At 57.9% G+C, this 18,175-nt stretch carries 15 protein-coding genes and 2 pseudogenes; 8 read left to right on the top strand and 9 right to left on the bottom strand.

All coding sequences use genetic code 11. From position 1 onward, the window contains the following. Window positions 1-71: 71 nt before the first annotated feature. Window positions 72-281 (top strand): annotated as a pseudogene (locus tag ACQR1B_RS34570) (IS66 family transposase); the annotation flags it as partial. 111 nt (window positions 282-392) lie between these two features. Here ACQR1B_RS34570 and ACQR1B_RS34565 read toward each other — a convergent pair. From ACQR1B_RS34565 to ACQR1B_RS34550, 4 genes are all read right to left on the bottom strand, one after another. Continuing rightward, entirely contained in the window at window positions 393-863 is a 471-nt protein-coding gene (locus ACQR1B_RS34565; RefSeq protein WP_434837340.1) for a phosphoglycerate mutase family protein, read from the bottom strand. Window positions 864-959: 96 nt separating this feature from the next. Then, window positions 960-1,181, bottom strand: a complete 222-nt coding sequence (locus ACQR1B_RS34560; RefSeq protein ID WP_434837341.1) for a hypothetical protein — start codon at window positions 1,179-1,181, stop codon at window positions 960-962. 282 nt (window positions 1,182-1,463) lie between these two features. Further along, window positions 1,464-2,570 (bottom strand): hypothetical protein, encoded by a 1,107-nt coding sequence (locus tag ACQR1B_RS34555; RefSeq protein ID WP_434837342.1) that lies wholly within the window; start codon window positions 2,568-2,570, stop codon window positions 1,464-1,466. Between the two features lie 45 nt (window positions 2,571-2,615). Further along, window positions 2,616-4,994 (bottom strand): hypothetical protein, encoded by a 2,379-nt coding sequence (locus tag ACQR1B_RS34550; protein ID WP_434837343.1) that lies wholly within the window; start codon window positions 4,992-4,994, stop codon window positions 2,616-2,618. Between the two features lie 479 nt (window positions 4,995-5,473). On the opposite strand from ACQR1B_RS34550, the gene ACQR1B_RS34545 reads away from it, so the two are divergent. The 6 genes from ACQR1B_RS34545 (at window position 5,474) to ACQR1B_RS34520 (ending at window position 10,250) form a co-directional block, all read left to right on the top strand. After that, window positions 5,474-6,337, top strand: coding sequence for a S1/P1 nuclease (locus ACQR1B_RS34545; RefSeq protein ID WP_434837344.1), 864 nt, complete (start codon window positions 5,474-5,476; stop codon window positions 6,335-6,337). Between the two features lie 8 nt (window positions 6,338-6,345). Then, window positions 6,346-7,125, top strand: coding sequence for a hypothetical protein (locus ACQR1B_RS34540; protein ID WP_434837345.1), 780 nt, complete (start codon window positions 6,346-6,348; stop codon window positions 7,123-7,125). Window positions 7,126-7,128: 3 nt separating this feature from the next. Further along, on the top strand, window positions 7,129-7,599 hold the full coding sequence (locus ACQR1B_RS34535) for a hypothetical protein (protein ID WP_434837346.1): 471 nt from the start codon (window positions 7,129-7,131) through the stop codon (window positions 7,597-7,599). 63 nt (window positions 7,600-7,662) lie between these two features. After that, the gene (locus tag ACQR1B_RS34530; RefSeq protein WP_434837347.1) at window positions 7,663-8,961 is read left to right on the top strand and encodes a hypothetical protein; all 1,299 of its coding nucleotides are present in this window, start codon (window positions 7,663-7,665) and stop codon (window positions 8,959-8,961) included. Between the two features lie 63 nt (window positions 8,962-9,024). Beyond that, on the top strand, window positions 9,025-9,732 hold the full coding sequence (locus tag ACQR1B_RS34525; RefSeq protein WP_434837348.1) for an SGNH/GDSL hydrolase family protein: 708 nt from the start codon (window positions 9,025-9,027) through the stop codon (window positions 9,730-9,732). A gap of 95 nt (window positions 9,733-9,827) precedes the next feature. Then, window positions 9,828-10,250: a hypothetical protein gene (locus tag ACQR1B_RS34520; RefSeq protein ID WP_434837349.1), complete on the top strand. Its 423-nt coding sequence runs from the start codon at window positions 9,828-9,830 to the stop codon at window positions 10,248-10,250. A gap of 882 nt (window positions 10,251-11,132) precedes the next feature. Here the strand turns inward: ACQR1B_RS34520 and ACQR1B_RS34515 are convergent. Continuing rightward, window positions 11,133-11,891: pseudogene (locus ACQR1B_RS34515) on the bottom strand (IS256 family transposase); the annotation flags it as partial. 181 nt (window positions 11,892-12,072) lie between these two features. On the opposite strand from ACQR1B_RS34515, the gene ACQR1B_RS34510 reads away from it, so the two are divergent. Next, window positions 12,073-12,318 carry a hypothetical protein gene (locus tag ACQR1B_RS34510; protein WP_434837350.1) on the top strand — a complete coding sequence of 82 codons (246 nt, stop codon included), beginning with the start codon at window positions 12,073-12,075 and terminating at the stop codon, window positions 12,316-12,318. Between the two features lie 85 nt (window positions 12,319-12,403). On the opposite strand, the gene ACQR1B_RS34505 is transcribed toward ACQR1B_RS34510, so the two are convergent. The 4 genes from ACQR1B_RS34505 to ACQR1B_RS34490 all read right to left on the bottom strand — a co-directional run bounded on the left by ACQR1B_RS34505 (window position 12,404) and on the right by ACQR1B_RS34490 (window position 18,151). After that, window positions 12,404-13,135 (bottom strand): PP2C family protein-serine/threonine phosphatase, encoded by a 732-nt coding sequence (locus ACQR1B_RS34505; protein ID WP_434875149.1) that lies wholly within the window; start codon window positions 13,133-13,135, stop codon window positions 12,404-12,406. 52 nt (window positions 13,136-13,187) lie between these two features. After that, window positions 13,188-14,252, bottom strand: coding sequence for a hypothetical protein (locus ACQR1B_RS34500; RefSeq protein WP_434837352.1), 1,065 nt, complete (start codon window positions 14,250-14,252; stop codon window positions 13,188-13,190). A gap of 111 nt (window positions 14,253-14,363) precedes the next feature. After that, window positions 14,364-14,681, bottom strand: coding sequence for a hypothetical protein (locus ACQR1B_RS34495; RefSeq protein WP_434837353.1), 318 nt, complete (start codon window positions 14,679-14,681; stop codon window positions 14,364-14,366). Then, window positions 14,678-18,151: an AAA domain-containing protein gene (locus ACQR1B_RS34490; RefSeq protein ID WP_434837354.1), complete on the bottom strand. Its 3,474-nt coding sequence runs from the start codon at window positions 18,149-18,151 to the stop codon at window positions 14,678-14,680. Before ACQR1B_RS34490 ends, ACQR1B_RS34495 begins: the two co-directional genes overlap by 4 nt. Window positions 18,152-18,175: the final 24 nt, after the last annotated feature.

Here is an 18,175-nt window from a genome sequence, read left to right as displayed (position 1 = left end):
AACCGCCATCTCAAAGACGGAACGCATGTTGACGATCAAACCGCCAGCAACAAGGTGGGGGGAAATGATCGCTTACGCTCTATCGTCAGTCGCAGATCTTCGACCGTCATGGCGTCGATCTCTGCCGCTCGACGCTCGCGGGCTGGGTTGGCGGCGCATGCTGGTGGCTTGAGGCCTTGCACGAGCGGCTGTGCAAGAACGTGTTCGCCTCCAACCATCTCTTTGCCGATGACACGCCGATCCCGGTACTCGATCCTGGCCGCGGACGAACCAAGACGGGATGTCCGACGGAATGCACGGTAAAGACGGCTCCAAATCGCTCGAGCAGATTATCGAGAAGCTGGAACATGCGGAAACGCGCTTGTCCAAGCGCTAACCCGTACCGAGCGCGGTCAGAAGGGCTCGATCATCTGTTTTACTGACGGAGCCCCGTTTGCGAAGGTTATGTCGAGGATCAGATTGAAGACTTTACGGTCCCACGCCTCAGGATAGCTGCCATCGGGGAGCCCCAGCGCGTAGGCCATATTCGGAATGTTGCCGTGATGCCAGCAGACGACGGTGAGCACCTGTTCATAGCGGTTGTTCTTCAGCAGATGATGGGCCAGCGCTCCATAATCCTGATCGGCAAAGGACGTATCCAGCGCGACCTTGATGTCTGCCGATAGCGGCTCGAGTGTCTCAATGGGCCTTCGGCTGTGCTTGGATTCGGCGGTGGCAAACAGATATGAAGGCTTCTCAAATTCTTGCGGAATATAAGTGACGAGCCGCAGAGCCCGCTGCCGGCCGGCTTCAGACAGGTGTGGATCCTCCAGATCGCCTGTCTTCTCGGCATGGCGCATGATGAGAATACGACCCGACTGCATCGACGCCTCCATGGAAATGCAAATCAAAAAACGGACGAGCGGATCCTGTCAGAGCCCTACGCAAACACATAACGATGGAACCGCGCGGCCGCGGCGTTAAACGATTGAATGCAGCAGCGCATTGGTACAGACGCGTTCGAGCCTAAGCTTCTTTTCTTTCTTGTTCTTAATGCTCATCGCCTCTTCATATTCCTGCAGCAACTCGCCGATCCGGTCACGCAGACCCCTTTTGCTGTCGACGTGGCGCAATCGCGACCCTTGAGCGAGCAGTGCATTGATCTGCGCCACGACGAAAACACCGTCCAGCATGCGCAGCATAGCATCCCGGGCCGGCGAGGCCCTGGAGGGTACCCGCCACTTTGGATCTCGATTTCGCGAGTTTCTTTCTCAGCTTGGCAACATCCTCGTCTGTGCCCTTCCCCTGTGCCAGCTTTTCAAGTTGCTCCAGCATGCCGTCCGGCCAGAACATCAGCTCGGCGACTGCGCGCGCGGCCTTCTTTTTCGGGCGGTCCGTCCACGCCTTGGCAAAAGCCGGGACTACTTGACGAGAGCTTCAGCAAACGCATGCCCTGACATGGCCAGTCCCCCTTTTTTCAATCCCTATCGGCGGTTCATGCGGAGCGTAGCTATCTTTAATGGCTCGGCCGCGAGCGCGTAGTTGAGGTTTGTCTGGGCTTTTTCAGCATGCTCCCGCAAGGCGGCGATGATGGCGGCATGATCGGTCGTGAAAAGCAGCTTCTGGAGCAGGGAGGCGTCGACGGCATCCTTGGGCTTTGCGGGCGAAGTGATGCCGTAGGTAAGGATGTGCCGGATCATGGGTTCAACCAGAATGCCGGGCTTGTTGGCTCCGGTCGGACCCATCTCGGCCTCAGTGCGCCAGAAATCATCGCCATCGAAGAAAATCATCGGCGTGAGTTCATCGAGTTTTTTGACGTAGTAGTTGCGTTCGACGTCCTGAAAGATCTCGCGCATGGTGCCGCCGCCCCCGCGCCCATAGATGATGCCCGCGCGGGAATTGTTGACCAGAGCCTCTTCGCGCAGGCTGTTCTGGAAATACTTCGCGTAGTGCGTGGCAAAGGGCATCGTGGGCTCGGCGCCGTAGAGCCAGGTAGGTATCGCGAGGCTCACCGGAAGAATGGCCGGTGCTTTTGCCCGTGCCTCGAGCGCAACCTTGAGCCATTCGCGCGCCTGGGCGATAGCGTCCAGTTTGTCTTTCTTGATCGTCCAGCCTTTTTCAAAGAGTTCGTCGAGCGACGGCGCGGTCGGGACCGCACTGATAACGCCGATCGCCTCGTCCAGCGGTCCGGTGTCCTTGGAAGATGAGAAGGCCACGCCGAGATGTGCGGCCTCCATCACGCCGGGGCCCCCGCCGGTGACCAGCAGGAATTGCTCGCGTGCAAGATCACGGGCGAGGTACGCAATCGCCTTGTAAGCGGCATGGTTCCGCGGCAGACTGTGGCCTCCCATGATGCCAACGAGCGGACGCTGGACGGTCTTCAGGAAAATGCGCAGTGCATCGGCGATTGCGGCGTCATGCTCGGCCTGTGCGGCGCGGACCGCGAGCGAGGCTGGTAGCGGCCCTCCATTGGCGACGAACTCTCGGTAGATCGCAAAATCCTGCGAGAGCGTATAGCCCATGGTGTCCCATGGATTGAAGCCGCCAAGCAGATCGTCGGACGTGTAGAGCTGGTGCGGTATCACTGTCATAGCCAGAATCCTTGGATCGCGGGCGACGTCTCGACTTGACGATGTCTAGGGCGGCGGCTCGAACTTGCCGCTCTTGGCCATTTGATCGAGGCTAAGGCTGGGCACGAACGTGCGGTCGTTGCGGTAAACCGGCTGCAGCTCCTCCTCGGTGTATTCACGGATTTTGTTCTTGGCGATACCGGCGCCGCTGCCGCCCTGCACCCAGGCCGAGGTCCAGAGCGCGGCAAGGACTTGAACGCTGTCCGCCAGGGACACGATCGTCGCGTCGCGGATTTTCTTGTTGTTCCAGAGCGCGGCGGCGCGTTTCGTCGGGCCTTGACTCGGGTCGTCGGCATTGATGATGTCCATCGGCTCGAGACGGTCTTGCGAGTCGGACATCAATTTGATGACCGCCGTCGCCGCATCATGGCCTGTCTTACCGACGTTAAGGGGCCGCCGGCCTTTAAGCGCGTCATCGATCCCGGCTAGCGCCGTCGCCGTATCCACCTCGAGCATATTCTCTTCATAGATCCCGTGGATCTTGGCTGGCGCCGTTTCCTTGAACGCCTGGAACTCTGGATCATCGCGCGGCACTGGATATTCGCGGCCATTGACCTTACGCATCGGCGGCACGCCGTGATGCAAATAAGAGCAATGCAGCGGCTGCGACGCGTCGCCCACATAGTGAGCCATGACGCCGGCGGCCGCGACGAAACGCAGGACATCTTTCGCCTTGAGATAGGCGACCATGGCGTCCCAGATTTGCCAGATACGGAACGGCAATACGCCAACTTCTGGACCGACACCTGCATTGGCAAAGCCGTCGAAGTACGCCTTCCAGACGCTGGCGGCAATGTCATCCGAGTTCTTGGCACAGCGTTCCAGCATGGAGGGGCCGCCGTTGATGTCCTCGATATCGATGTCGGCGAAATGCTGGATGTTCTCGTAGGTACGCCAGCTATGGACCCAGACATAGTCTGGCACATCAGCCAGCGGCACAAAACCTTCGCGCCCGACCTTGAAGGCCTTACCCTGCGCGATGGTGTCGTCCGGGAAGCCGATGCGCGCCTGGTTGAGCTGCATGAGCTCTTTGAGATCGCCAGAGACCTTGTCGCATGCCTTCCAGCCGATCGAGAAATGACCGACCTTGCCCCAATATTCGTCGTGGCCGAGACTCCAGTTCCGCACGACTTCTGTGTCGAGCGAACGGCAGATGCTGGAGAGAAACGATCCCAGAGCATAGGCGCTTTTCTTGCCGTCCGCGGTGCGAACGCGCTGGCCGCCCCATTGCATGGCGAGCGGCCGCAAGCGCCGGGCGTGAGCACCCTTCTCCGGGACGTCCGGGGCGGTGCCGAGATCTTCGTTCCCGTCCGAGGGGCGGGGGGTCGCCGGCGGATCGTAGAACCAGAGCGTGCCGGAGTCCCCAGGTCGGGTCAGCGGGTGCTCGATCCTGGGGTCTTTCTTCTGGGCCTTATCATCCTCACGGCGCGGACCGATCAGCATGTCCGTCACATGCTCCTGCCCCCCAACCACCTCATAACGGAAGAAGAGCGCCCTCACCTCGCCCTCGATGACGCCGCTGACACCGCCGAAGGCGCGCACAGGGCAACCGATCATGTCGAGGGTGATCGAGTGTTCCGTCGCATCAAAGAGTTCGCCGATCTCGCCGATACCGAAGGCCTGCGAGGTCCAGTCATTGATGTTGTCGATTTTGACCAAGCCCGCATCGAGCGTCAGAAGGGCGCTTTGCTGGCCCCAGAGCGGGAACATGGATGCCATGGGCTGGCGATCGACGGCGATGTTTGATGTGATGCCGACGGGCTCATAGGCGCCGCGGATATAGGCCTTGACGCTTTCCCCGTCGCCGCCGGCGACATGGCGGTTGGTCAGCGCGTAGTATGAACCGCCCTTGCGCGTGAGGCAGGCGAAGGTGCCGAGCGACTGCTCTCCCTGATGCTCGCGTAGGCAAGCATAGCCGCCCCCGAGCAGATGGCTGGCATGGAAAGGTCCCCCGCTTGGCGCCGGCAGCTCCTCGTCGGGTGGTGCTGCGATCACGCAAGTGGGAACGACGCGTCCGTCCGGCAGGTAGACTGTGCTGGGGACAAGATCGCTAGCAAGTTTTTGGGGCTGCTCCCACTGGCGCACGAAGACGAGGACTGCCGGCCATGACCAGGGACGGATGACGGAATTCGCCAGGGTGCGCGGCGCCGTGATGCGGTGCACATCTTTCGGCCGTGGCCGGTCGGGTGGATTATGGGCATACCAATCGTCCTGATGGATGCAGTATCGCCCGATCGCGGTGGCAATGACGTTTTCCAACTGCGAGAGATAGACATGATAAGCCTCGCGCGCGTCGAGCAGATCCTTGATGGAGAGCGACGTGTAGTCGCGTCGCGGAGGAAAAATGCTTTTGGTGCCGGCTGGACGGCGGGTCTGCATGGGCATTACCCCCTTCGGGGGGCGTGATGACTTGGCCATGGAAGGTCCGCTCCGTGGAAAAATGCGGCGGAGATGAAAGGCAGGTCGAGCGAGCGGATCGCTCGCGGTGTAGACAATAAGAATTTGATTCTGTGACGTTTTTTCTTCAGGATGATCACGGCCGGACGGCGGCAACCATCCGCAACAAGTGCTTGCTCTTAAAAGCCTGTTCTTCCCCTAGAAAGTCTCCGCAAGCAGTCTACAACTGGAAATTGACGGACGGCAAGCGGTCAGCGGGTATTTTCCGCAGCTGCGGGCGATGGGTTGGATCTAGCCCGCTCTGCGCGTTCCGCGCTGCACGTATTGCGTGAACCTCAATTTGGTGCATGATAGCGTTTTACGTGTCCGCTTAACCCCCGACTCTCTAGCCCGTGTGGCATTCATAGGGGTCTGCGGATCGGCAACGATTGCTGCCCACCGGTGTTATTCAGAGCTGAAAATTGACGATGTCTAATCGGATGCGTCCGGCCGCGAAGCGCCGCCAGCCTTTTTTGATTCTGCTTGTCACGCTTATCACAATTGATGCCCTCCCCATCGCGAAGGCCCGCGCATGGGGTCAGGAGGGGCATTCGATCATCGCCGAGCTTGCCGAACGGCGTCTCGATCAGGACACCCTGCGAAAGGTCAAAACGCTGCTCGGCGGCGTCTCCATGGCCTCGGTTGCCAGTTGGGCCGATGACTATCGCGCCAATCATCCCGAGAGCGGGGGCTGGCATTTTGTCGATATTCCATTCGATCAAACGGCCTACGATCCGATGCGGGATTGCAAGCCTGAAAAGGGCGATTGCGTCATCCATGCCATCGCACGCTTCCGTGCCGACGTCACCGACTGCTCGAAGTCGCTTACCGAGCGTGGCGATGCCCTAAAGTTCCTGATCCATTTTATAGGCGACGTGCATCAGCCGCTGCACGCCGAAACGCGCTTTGCCGCTGACGGGACCGACGACCAAGGCGGCAACAAGGTGATCGTCACTTTCTTTGATCAACCCAACATGAAGCTCCATGCGCTGTGGGATACAGGCCTCATCATGCACACGGTCTATAATTGGGGAGCTTATGTCACGCGCCTTCAGACCGGCTGGCTCAATGGGCGCGATGTGAGCTCTCTTGACGGCGGCACGCCGATCGACTGGGCCGTTGAAAGCCACAGGTATGTGGCCCTGGCCTATGATATCCCGGCCAATGGCGTGATTAGCCAAGCGTACTATGACAAGGCCCTTCCTGTCGTAGACCGGCAACTTGCTGTCGCTGCGATACGACTGGTGCGGTTGCTGAAAAAGACATTGCATAACGCCGACTCCTGCCCCTGAGAGCGACCATGATCAGAGTGTTTGGCGTGACTGCCGCGCTTCTCCTGGGCAGCATCGGTGGTGCGCAGGCCGACAAGGCGACGGAATGCACCCGCGCCGGCTTCTGCTATTGCATCAACACAGATCTACGCGGCGCCATCCAGCAGAACATTACCGACATCCGGGCCACGATCGCGGCGCAGCGTGCCGCCGGAAAGGCTGTCGGTTATCTCAGCATCCCGATCTCATCGGTGGCGGGCAGCGTTTTCGGCGAGAACATCAAGGTCGCGGCCGAGGTCAAGGAGCGCGTCGAAGAGCGCCTCGGCATCCACGCCGCGTGGCTGCTCAATACGGGTGCAAAAGAGTTCTCTCTGCCGGCGTCTGCCAGTGGCGCCGACTACATGCTCATGTGGACTAACGTGCTTGAAGGGGTCGACGGTTTTGGTGATTTCGATTTTGTCTATTTCGTCGGCCCATCGGAGTTTGCCCGACACTTCGGCCTCACCGGTAAGGCCGATCTGGAAAAGCTCGAGGCTTATTACGACGCAACGGCCAAGACCGACGCCGATCTCAAGAAGATCGACCGCCGCGCATTTCGCGACTATTACGGGCTGCGGGCTTCGATCGCCTTCAGCCTCGGCGCTCACGATGAGTGGGATATCATAAAGACAATCAATCAGAAGCGCATTGTCGACGCCAAGTTCGGTATTCCCAAGCAGATCGGCGTGTTCTTTGATGGAGCGGCGGTCGCGCCCGGCGGTCTGGAGAGTCCTGTTGCGGCCGGTTCTGCGGGCGCCTGCCGGGACTGAGGCATGCGCGCGCTCGAGCGGCTTAGACCGCACTTCGATCACCGGAAACTCGCGAGCGTTGTGATGCAAGCCCTCGATTGGGTTATGAAGACCGTGTCTGAACTCGTCGAACATGTCACGCTGTCACGCGTGGGCTATTCGGTGTTCGTCCTTTTGATCGTTGCCATCCTGCTGAAAAGCCTGATTTCGACTTGGCAGTCTGGCAAGATTACTGTCGGTGAATTCGACTATTATGCCGATGGCATCAAAAAGGCCGAGTTCGGCGAGCAGATTCGCGCTGAGACGTTTGAGTTCTACAATCTGATAGTACGGCTTATCCAGAAGGAGGCCGCACGGACAGCTTTCGAGAATAATAATCCAAAAGAGAAAGAGGACGAAAACCGGTCCGAGCGCTTGCCGGCCATCCGCAACGATGAGCTGGCTGCGCTGAGCAGCAAAAGCGGTGAGCTTCAGCAACTCGAAATCACGGTCTAGGGCGTCAATATTAAAAATCTCCTTTCGGCGCTCGGAGGGCTCGTAACACCCAGCCCACGGGAGATGAAGGCTTCGATCTTCAGCGGCAATAGTTCGCGCCGTGTATTCGTCACCGCGCCGCCGCCGCGGGGCAAGGCAGATGGAGTGCCCGCATTGATTTCCGGAGGCGTGGAAAGCGACACCGCGACGGCATTCCGCATCGCTTGTTACATGATCTGGTCGCAGTGGGAGGCGGCAAGCACCGAGCGCTACGACGCCGTCAATTTTAGCGAGTTCTGCCGCGTGGCCCGCCTGCTCTACATCCGCAACACGTTCGATTCTCTTCCGTCGTACGAATTTCAAAAGCAGAAATTCAAGGACGAGATCGACTTTCTCAAGGATGCGTATCAGACGGCCGCACTCGCACGGCCAAGCTACAATCTGATCTACTCGTCTCTTCGAGGACTAGAGCGCTATGTCGGTGACGAAAAAGTCTCGCTCACGTCGACCACGACGGCTTCAATCGATTCTCTGGTCGATCTTATCAATTTTTTTTCTTTGCAGACAGAGCGGCCTCGGCCGCGCGATCAGCACGGCAATTGGGTCAAAGGGCTCGCGCCCGACATCACGGAACGCAGGGTCATTGATCTCGCCTATTTCCAGGAACAGATCCTACCCGACTGCAAACCAACTCCGAATGATCGAGATACCATACCGGGCGAAGCGCGGATCCAATTTGATAACGTCGTTCGCATACTCTCCGAGCACGACGGGCAGAAGATCGTTCGCTCGGGCCTCATCGTTGCGGACGACACCGTTATAACAGTAGGTATTTATCGTCGCACGCAGGAGCTGGAAACGCTGTCGGCGACCAACACCGACGTGCAGATTGTTCGTTGTGGCAAGCTACTCGAGACGCACAAGATGGCGTCCGTCACTCCGGTCTCCCCGCCTGGGGGCTCCCCTTATTTGCGCCTTATCGTGCCGGGCCTGAGAGCCGTTGCGCCACCGCCCACACTCGCGTCGGAGGATGACAAGCCGTGGAAGCATACGTCGCTCTTTGTCGTCGGCTATCTCGAGCGTTCGGATGGATTGTTTCATGACCGCCGTGAGCCACGCCAGACGGGTATCGACAACAATGATCGGCTTGTTTTCGCCGCGCAGGATCTTCCGTACTGGACGTCCGTCGGCGAGGACGACGACGATGCGGAACGGTTTGATCTCAACATCCCCATGGCGTCCGGAATGATCGGGAGCCCGATCTTCACGTCCGAAGGACAGCTGGCTGGACTGCTCGGCCCTGGCCAATATTTGGGCGGTATGATTCTTGGAGTCGGTATTTCAGCCAAACCACTCTTCCCGCCGGTACTCGCAGCCCATTGAAAGTTCATTCCCACCGTCGGCGCAGCTTTTCTGAGGTCGCGGACACGTCAGGAGCAATCGTCTGTGGAAAGCACTCTTTCATCCATACCCGTCGTCCCGCCGCCGTTCGCCCACGGCTTGACTCATTTTTCGCAGGCGTTGGCGCGGGGTCAGGCGAAGGTTGTGGCCATCGGCTCATCAACAACTGCCGGCGAAGGCAATATCGTGGCCTATCCAGACCGGTTGTTGCCGCTCCTGCGGGCTCAGTACCCGGCTGCGGCCATCAGTCTCGATAATAGAGGGGTCGGCGGACAGGAAGCGCCGGTGGAGTTGTTGCGTTTTGATGCAGACGTCATTAGTCGTCATCCGGATCTGGTGATTTGGCAGGTGGGAACGAATGCCGTCTGGCAGGATCCGGGCCAGGTGCCGCCGCCGCCGACCTTTTTCGAGACTACCAAAGCTATCCAGGACGGGCTTATTCGGCTGCACAACGAGACCGAGGCCGACATCATTCTCATGGACCTTCAATATGTCCCGGCCCTCCTCACGCCGGCCAAAAAAGATAAGGCGATCGCGATGGTGGTGGCGATTGGCGAACTGGCCCGTGATGCGGGCGTCAACGTGTTTCGCCGCTTTGCCTTCATGAAGGCCCTGCACGAGATCGAGGGCGTTTCGTTCGACAAGATGGTCGATCCAACCGATGACAAGCGTCTGCATGACAGCGATTGGGTGACACAACGCCTCGCCTGGGCGCTGAAGCTCGCGATTGCAGCTGGCGCCGATATTGCTTGAGCCTTCGCGTTATTATGAAGGTGTAGAGGACGCCGCCGCGACAGCCTCGCTGTTTGAGAAGGGTCGCTTTGAATGACTGGTAAGCAGGACGTTCGATGACAAAGCTCCAACTAGCCAAGCGCATCGCCGCCATTGTTGTTTATGGACACATTTTTCTGTTCGCGTTCGGTCTTCTGATCACGCTGGTCAGCCCATACGACCGCGCCGACACTGTTCAAATGATCCTCATGGGCTCGCCCTTGTTGGCGATGGTCGGAATTTCAGCCTACCGTTTTATGTCCAATCTTCCGCCGGCTGATACCACGTCCAGTGCGGATCCGGCCTGGGTACGGATGAGCACAGCGACGACCGTGGCCTTTTTGGTTGCGCTGTTCGCAGCGTATGCAGCTGCGACCGTCAACACCGCAATACACGTAAACTCGCTGAAATTCATCGTAGGAGCGATCGAAACAATTTTGGGTGCCTACTTAGGAATTAATCGGGATGTAATGTTTCCGGAGGAAGCCCATGGTAAGTAGTCGGCGGCACTTGTTGGCTACTATGGCCGCAGCTGGTTCGGCCATTGTTTGTGCACCACTCCGGCGTGTCCATGCGCTGGTCGGTGTAGACCAAATGTTTCATTGCATAGGGTGCGGGAGCTTCAAGACGGGCGCGCGCGACAAGTTGTTTCAATGGTTGACGGCGCTCAAATCGCAGGCCCACTCCGCATTCGATTTTTACGTTGGCAGGGAAACCAGAGAGTCGAATTCTTCTCTTAGCGGTTGGCGGATGCTCGCTATCGTCCCATCCGAGTATGTCAGGGACTCGAGTCTCGATTGGGACCTGTTCGAGGTCTTCATGTTTACGGACCCGGACGGTCTGGTGTCTGTAGAAAATTACCAACGACGCACGAAGGGGCTCCTCGCGCCAGCAAGGCCCTCTCGGGATTGGGAATACAGTCGCCCCGACAACGAAACATCAAGAACCCGACTGCATAACATCAGGGATGTCTTGTTGAAACTGACCGAGGAGAAATACCGAGCCAATTAGAGTGGCATCGGCGTTCCTCCGTCAACACCGGATACTTGATCCCGTCTATCTCTTGCCCTGCCACCACCAGCGGCCTCCATTCTTATCGACCTGAGAGGACTTGGTCCTTTATCGGTTTTCAATTCAAGCCGATCGGCTAGACCAGGGCCGAGGCGGCAGCAAATCCCGATTTTACCGAGGGAATCTCTCTCTCTCTGGCTTTGCGGTGGATGGGGCGCAGACCGCAGCTTCGAATATGTCCCCGAAACTAGCTTGCTGACTGGACATTCCGCGGTCGAGCCCGCCGATGACCATCTGCGAGGATGGGAAACTCAGTGATATCTGGCGATTACAGAAACAAGTCTCGATCGTAGGTGAGCAGGGCTTTCACCTTTTTGCCACGCTGCAACTACCAGACGGCGCGGAATGCGCTGATGGAGGCCGCCCAAGGCCTTGATACCCTCGTGAGCATCCGAGATCACGAGCTTCACGCCACGCAGGCCACGGCGTGTGAGCTTGCGCAGGAATGCGGTCCAGAACGTCTCGGCCTCGGATGGGCCGACGTCCATACCCAGCACCTCGCGCCGGCCGTCGCTGTTGACGCCGATCGCGACGATCACCGCGACCGAGACGATGCGCCCGTTCTGGCGCACCTTCACGTAGGTGGCATCGATCCACAGATACGGCCAGTCGCCCTCGATCGGACGGGCGAGGAAGGCCTTCACCTTTTCATCGATCTCGCCACAGAGCCGGCTCACCTGGCTCTTGGAGATGCCGCTCATCCCCATCGCCTGAACGAGATCGTCGACCGAGCGGGTCGAGACGCCCTGGACGTAGGCTTCCTGGATCACGGCCGTCAGCGCCTTCTCAGCCATCCGGCGCGGCTCCAGGAAGCCCGGGAAGTAGCTTCCCTTGCGCAGCTTGGGAATACGCAGTTCGACCGCACCGGCGCGCGTCTCCCAGGTGCGGTTACGGTACCCGTTGCGCTGCGCCAGACGCTCGGAGCTCTTTTCGCCATAGGCGGCTCCGGTCAGCCCGGCGACCTCCATCTCCATCAATCGCTGGGCTGCAAAGCCGATCATCTCGCGCAGAAGATCCGCGTCCGGGGCCTTCTCCACGAGCGCGCGAAGGTTCATCATCTCGTCGGTCATCGGTGGTTCCTCGAATCAGGTTGGTGTCAGCAACCCGACCCTACCGAGCAATCGCCGGTGACCACCGCAAAGCCGCCCACCCGCTACGGCGCAATGGGGGAGCGCGCGGGCGGACGGCTTTGCTCTACCGAGTTACACCACGCCTGGGGACACGACCCTGCAGCATGCGGATTATCGTTTTATGGAACGCGGAGAGCTCACTTTTTCCGCGTCCAACCTTTCCGCAGGGATCCAGGCGGCTGACGTCTTAGCCGGTTTCATAATGCGCTATGTTCAAAGCATTATTGCCCAAGCCAAGATGCCTCCACCCGAAGCAATAAAAGCATTCGGATTGCTGCTGCTATTGGCGGAGCCTGAGCGGGGAACTGGACTCAACTTCGTTCTCGGTCGTCGCGATTTCAATCGTCTTGGCTTGCTGCAGGCATGACATCCGCCTACGTTCTGCGGTTGCCGTTCAAAGGTAGCATGCCGACGCTGTCGGTACCCAACACGCAAACTTGCTAGTCCGACTATCAGCGTGCGATGCAACGAGCCACGATTACCGAAACGTTGTCGCGTCCCCCCGCGTCAAGGGCCATCGCCACGAGATCGTCAGCCACGTATCCCCTAGTGACCACATCCGCAACAAACAAACGCTCGTCGACCTCATCTGTCAGACCGTCTGAGCAAAGAAGTAGCGTCCACGGAGCCGGACTACGCAGATGAAGCGTGTGGGGCTCAAGGCGGGTTCGCCGCAAAGCGCCTCCTCCGAGAGCCTGTGTTATCAGATGGCTGGAACGGCCGGTTATCTCGCCATCGGACAGGCTTGTTGTCCGAGAAGAGGCCGGCGAATCGTCCTTGCTCATCTGTCGGAGGTCACTGCTGCCCATCGAAAAGTAGATACGGCTATCGCCGACGTTCGAGAGTGTTAACGCATCCGGAGAGACCAGGGCCATCGCAAGCGTGCTCGCCATGTTGAAAAACGATGGATGCGAGCTCGCTTTTGCTCTCAAGTCTTCATCAACGCACATGATTGCTCTAGTCGCTGCATCGATGTCGCCTACAACCAGACTTGATCTCATCAGTGAGAGGCGCTCGGCAACTAGTCGGCTGGCAATTTCGCCAGCGCTATGACCACCAACGCCGTCAGCCACGGCAAGCAACACGTCCGCAAACGAGCTTCGCGTGATGCCATGGGAATCGGCATCACCGAGACCTACCCATTGTTCCACCAGTATCGCGTCCTCATTGGTCCGACGAGCCAAACCACGATTCGTGGCCGCGGTGACCTCTAAGATGTACCCAGACTGACCCACGTCACTTTTTCTTTCGAAGAAACACGGGACTGACATCCTTCAGGCCGGCCAAGGACGCTATCTCCCTGACCTGCTGGGGCACTCTCGTAACCACGGCAGCACGAGGGGTAAAGCATTTCTGGGGGGGTTCGTTCAAAAATGGGTGGTTGGAAACAATCGCCAAGTCGTCGTCCTTGATAAGAAAGAATAGCTCATTTTCATCCGGCGTGTGGGCGAGAGAAAACCCGACCCGTTGCTGGGCCTCGAGACATAGCTGCACAGCCGGCTCAAAAGCTCCGGCCTTTCCTTTCGGATTGACGTTCAGCTCGAGCGAAGTCTCGATGCGGATATTGACCCCATTTGACAATAGATCCGTGATCTTCTTTATAACACCTTTGGGAGCCGCTTTTGCGTCAACCGTTCTTGACGTTATCAAGAGTCGGCGTTCAGCCTTGTCCAGAGCCTCATCAAGAAGTTCTCTGAGCTCGTAGGGCGAGCCGAGTCGAAGACCTTGTCTGTCGAGTTTGAGTCTTAGCTCGGTTAGTCGTTGTTCAACTCGAGCTGGATCCGGCCAAGTTTGATCCTCCGGCTTGGGGCGCCTCTTTGGGCGCCCCATCTTCGCCAGAAGTACCGAATACTCGTCCAGCGCCCCAGTGATTTCGCGCTGCAACTGGCTAACTGTTTGGCGGTCGGCAAGCGAATTCCATAGCGCACCGCCAAGGCGGTGGGAAATCGCCCCCATTGCGTCCATATAAGATTGTACCCTGATGAAGCCCGGCTTCTTCGCTCCGCCGTGCCGAGCGAAGAGCATTTCATGCTCTTGGCTGAGCGTATCGCCGATCGCGAACCCAACTTGATAGTCGTTGGATTCGATGCCCCGATAGACAAGTCCGACCGCCTGGCGAAATAGTGTTTGTCGTCGAACGATGCGTCTGATTGCGAGCAGCGTACGCTCGAACGGACGATCGGAGATACGACGTACTGCCGGAACCACTTGATTCAGAGCGATTTCCTCGACCGGCGGCGCGTCGACCGGATAGGGCCGTATCTGAAACGCCCGCATGTCGGAGAGTTCGGTCGCACGCAAAAGACTCTCCTTGCCCAATCGTATGGGGCGTCGTCGAAGACCGTCGTAGTCGAATACTAGGGTCTCGTCTCGATATACGCGAGTGCCTTGGGCCAGAAGCTCCTTTCCACGCTACGTTACGTTGTAGGTGCGATCGGCAGCATCGAGATCATCTTCTGATACTGCTACGAGCTCATCATACGCCAAAGTGTCCAAACCGTCGCGAACGACGACTTCTGAGAGGCCCAATAGACGCGATATTCCCTCCGCCTTCCGCTCGCCTGCTTCGATCGAGCGCAGCACGAACTCTTCGATGGTAGGCATTGATGTCTTCTGGAGCGTCACGGCCTCTACTGTGAGCCGAAACACGGGTAATCCGACTTCTGCAAAGTCCACCAGCTCAAAGCCGTCGCGCGTGTCGAATCGTCGAATCTTTGCCGCGGAAATCATGATCGCAGACTTCCGAGGTGGCAAACATTAGAGTGAGACTCCACCCATTCGATCACCGGACGAAAGGGATTGAAGCCCTTTGCAGTCCTGCAAAAATGATGATCTCCTATCAAAATCAACGCTGAACGGGCTCGGGATAGTGCGACGTTAAGGCGAGGCTTCTCCTTTAGGAACCGCAGTTTTCCTCGTCGGTTCGAAAGAGTGACCGAATAAATGCATACATCAGCCTGCTTGCCCTGGAACGCATCCACCGTATTGCAGACAATCTGCAGCGAGGGCCAATCGGAAGCGTTTCTCTCTGTCATTTCGGAGAGACGCTGCACCTGCGCGGCGTAGCCGGCGATCAGGGCCACATTAATTTGCTTTGCCTGACGTCTAGCTGCGCGCTCCAAGCGATCAAGAGTAGCGCGCGCCCATTCAACTTCCAGAAGATTTTCGAAAGTATTCCTAACCGGTCGCTCGAACCTTCGATGCTCTTTCGAGGTTGTGTACCAAGTGATTGAGGCCTCGATCTCCGGCGTCAGCTTCAGCCCATGCGACTTGATTGGGCTCTGTAGGGTGCCATCATAAAAGCAGTCGCTCACGAGGTTGCCGATCGGCTCAATCATACGGCGTTGGATCTTTAGCTCCGCACGACAGGCTTTCGGCAGTCCCTTTTCGGGCGCAATCATTCGATCGAGGACCGTTGCTCGAATTTCGCTCTTCTCGTCAAATTTTTCGATGAGTTCTTCTCCGAACTCCTCGAAGAAGGGTGGCAGTTGCTTCGGATCGCCTACAATGATCCAGCGATGGCTTCGCGATAGCGGCACAAGTATTTCGGTTGCGGTCGCTTTCGAGGCCTCATCGACGATACACAGGTCGAATTCGACGTTTTCGACGCCTCTGGTCCCCGCTATGCCAACGCACGTTGCGGCGAGAATTCGAGCAGAATTCATTACAGCCGCATTGAAGTCACCGCTGCGTCCCACCCGCAAGTACCAACTCTCGAGTAGTGCAAGACGTTCGCGGCAAAGCCGTACGTTTTCGTTACCGTCAAAGCACAGATCTTGCCACTGTTGTAATTCGCCGATGTCCGTCATGCGGGCAAGATCGGGTCCTAAATCCGGGCATTCCGATAGCTGGGATCTCACCTCTCTCTCTTGTCTCTTAATGGTCCGCAGAGTGTCCTTCAGCAGGGATATGCGGTTGCTGATCTCTGTTGTCGTGACCTCAAGCTCCTCGCTCTCGTCTGGCGACAGCGTTGGCTGGGCAAGCTGGCGCTCCGCGCTTTCGACGCCATCGACCTCTTGATCGATCAATCGTTCGGTTTCGTAGCGACGCCACAACAATTGTACCAGGCGCTCGACTCTTATCCCGAGCTCGACGGTTTGCCGATTTACACCGTTAGCAGCGGCCCACTCGGTCATATTGGCTTCAGCGAGCCTACGCACGCTCTCCGCCCAATCATTGACTTTTTGCTGGAGCAACAGCCGCTGTGAGGTGAGCGCTATTCTTGGATCATCGTTGCGACCAATGCGAATTATTGCGCTGCCCATTTCGGATCTCAGCTTCGTGATGCGCTCTATCGCCTCATCAAGCGCCGTATGTGTCTGGGAGGCGATCAAGATCCGATGTTTAGGAAAACGCTCGAGCCAGGCGGTTACAATCTCGGAAATCAGATCAGTTTTACCCGTTCCGGGCGGCCCTTCGATCGATAGCATCTCGGTCGTTCCCAGAGCCTGGCATATGACGCCAAGCTTCTCGCCGGAAAGGCCCAGACGTTTGATCTCCGCCCCCTCCAAGCGATCAGGTCCGCGCGCGCAGCTGGGGTCTAAAAGAATCTCCCGCAGACGCGGATTGGGAATTCGCCCATACATCACCGCGTCGAGCGCGGAGCCTTGATAACTCAGCGACGATTCGGCCGCCCGCGTATTGAGGAGAAGCTCACCCTTTCTGGGCAACGATTCGGGGTCGCCTCCGTCAACTCTCATTGCGATCTGATCGAGAGTCACGCGAGCAATGGTGCCGAACACGTGCCGACTCCCAACCCGAACGAACCTTTTCTGCCCAAGAATATCGGCGGATTGGGCGATATCAGCGGTGAACGTCACCGTGTCATTGTTTATCCGTCTGCTCACAAAAATGATGGCGCTAGACCGGTTGGCCTCAAGATCGTGACGGTCTCGAAGATAGCTTTTCCAGGCCCGGAATATGCGTTCGCTATTGATTGCTTTCCGTTCCTGAGCGCGTTTGGCGTCGTGACGTCGAATATCTTCGATCAGCTCGTCAAGGCTTTGGGCCGACGAGTCGGGATCAGGTGATTCCGAGAATGAAAATGATAGGCTCGGACGATAGGCTTGATCGCGAATTTCTCCGGCTTTCGCTGGATCCAGTTCATAGGCCGCGACTATTTCGAGCTTTTCACTAGCTCGGCCGCTTCTCACCGCTCGAAATCGCCATGATCCGCCGATTATGTCCAAGGCGTCGAGGGCAGGTTCGCCCTGAGGCGTCCGCTTCATCTCAATGACGCAAATGTCGGAGACTTCTTCCAGGATGAACTCCTCAACGGCATCGTGCGAAGTGAGCTCCAGCGCTGTCTGAAGTCGCGTCATACACGCGTCGGAAAGCTCAAGGTAGCAACGAAAACCAGCCGCATGTTCTCTGGCTCGCGCGTCTTCGACCTGTTTCAACCGAATCTGCAGAGTCCTTGCATCGATCGGACGCCGGCCTGGATCCTCAGACAAGGTATCTTCGATGAGCGGTCGAACCGAGTCAGGGAGGTTTGCCTCCTGGCAAGCGATCGTAAGGTCCGCATCAGATTCGAATCTTCGGCCAACGAGACAAAAGACCGCGATGGCGGCAAGCGAGTAACAATCTCGCGTACGGGTAAACGCACGATCGTCTGCCTCCTTGGGGCTAAATCCAGGAGTTCGCGCGTCAACCAAGGTCCGGCCTGCCTTGGGGAGCCAGGCGTATCGATCATCCAGCACCTTGGAAATTCCGTAGTCCGTAATTTTCGGAATGCCCTGAGCTGTAACGAGGATGTTCCGCGGATTGAGGTCGCGGTGCACGAGGTCGTGTGACATCTGCGCGTACTCGATCGCGCTAAGAAGGGGATGGCCGAGGTTTCTCAGAAAGGCATTCCAGCCGAGCGCTCCGTAACGGAGAATCCAGTCTTCGAGGTTGTCGTCGATCCACTCCATTGCCAGAAACCAATGGCCGGACGGGTCCCGATCCACAGTCAGCATGGTAACGATGTTAGGGTGCTTTAGCCGCTCCAGTGCGTTTACTTCCCGGTTGAAGGACGCGTTCGATCGCTCCTGGTCTGCGGTTTGCTTCATTCGCTTGATAGCGGCGAATTTGTTGGACTGAAGATCGACCGCTTTCTGAATTGTGCCCATTCCGCCCTCCTTGATTTCAGGGAGCAGAATGAATCGGTCGCAAAGTGGTCGCTGAAGCCCGGCGCCCTGTGATGGTGTAACGTCCGTCATGGAGGCCTGTTGCCAGACGCTTCG

Origin of the sequence: Bradyrhizobium oligotrophicum (assembly GCF_051168495.1) — a bacterium.
Classification (GTDB): Bacteria; Pseudomonadota; Alphaproteobacteria; order Rhizobiales; family Xanthobacteraceae; genus Bradyrhizobium; species Bradyrhizobium oligotrophicum_A.
The sequence above is the reverse complement of the archived record's forward strand: the minus strand, read 5'-3'. Positions and strand labels throughout refer to the sequence as shown.

Bases quoted from the DNA above. Each gene is read 5' to 3' on its own strand.
- ACQR1B_RS34535 (WP_434837346.1), top strand. From the start codon at position 7,129: ATGCGCGCGCTCGAGCGGCTTAGACCGCACTTCGATCACCGGAAACTC.
- ACQR1B_RS34520 (WP_434837349.1), top strand. From the start codon at position 9,828: ATGACAAAGCTCCAACTAGCCAAGCGCATCGCCGCCATTGTTGTTTAT.
- ACQR1B_RS34495 (WP_434837353.1), bottom strand. From the start codon at position 14,681: ATGATTTCCGCGGCAAAGATTCGACGATTCGACACGCGCGACGGCTTT.
- ACQR1B_RS34545 (WP_434837344.1), top strand. From the start codon at position 5,474: ATGTCTAATCGGATGCGTCCGGCCGCGAAGCGCCGCCAGCCTTTTTTG.
- ACQR1B_RS34510 (WP_434837350.1), top strand. From the start codon at position 12,073: ATGGAACGCGGAGAGCTCACTTTTTCCGCGTCCAACCTTTCCGCAGGG.
- ACQR1B_RS34555 (WP_434837342.1), bottom strand. From the start codon at position 2,570: ATGACAGTGATACCGCACCAGCTCTACACGTCCGACGATCTGCTTGGC.
- ACQR1B_RS34560 (WP_434837341.1), bottom strand. From the start codon at position 1,181: ATGCTGCGCATGCTGGACGGTGTTTTCGTCGTGGCGCAGATCAATGCA.
- ACQR1B_RS34565 (WP_434837340.1), bottom strand. From the start codon at position 863: ATGCAGTCGGGTCGTATTCTCATCATGCGCCATGCCGAGAAGACAGGC.
- ACQR1B_RS34530 (WP_434837347.1), top strand. From the start codon at position 7,663: ATGAAGGCTTCGATCTTCAGCGGCAATAGTTCGCGCCGTGTATTCGTC.
- ACQR1B_RS34550 (WP_434837343.1), bottom strand. From the start codon at position 4,994: ATGCCCATGCAGACCCGCCGTCCAGCCGGCACCAAAAGCATTTTTCCT.
- ACQR1B_RS34540 (WP_434837345.1), top strand. From the start codon at position 6,346: ATGATCAGAGTGTTTGGCGTGACTGCCGCGCTTCTCCTGGGCAGCATC.
- ACQR1B_RS34490 (WP_434837354.1), bottom strand. From the start codon at position 18,151: ATGACGGACGTTACACCATCACAGGGCGCCGGGCTTCAGCGACCACTT.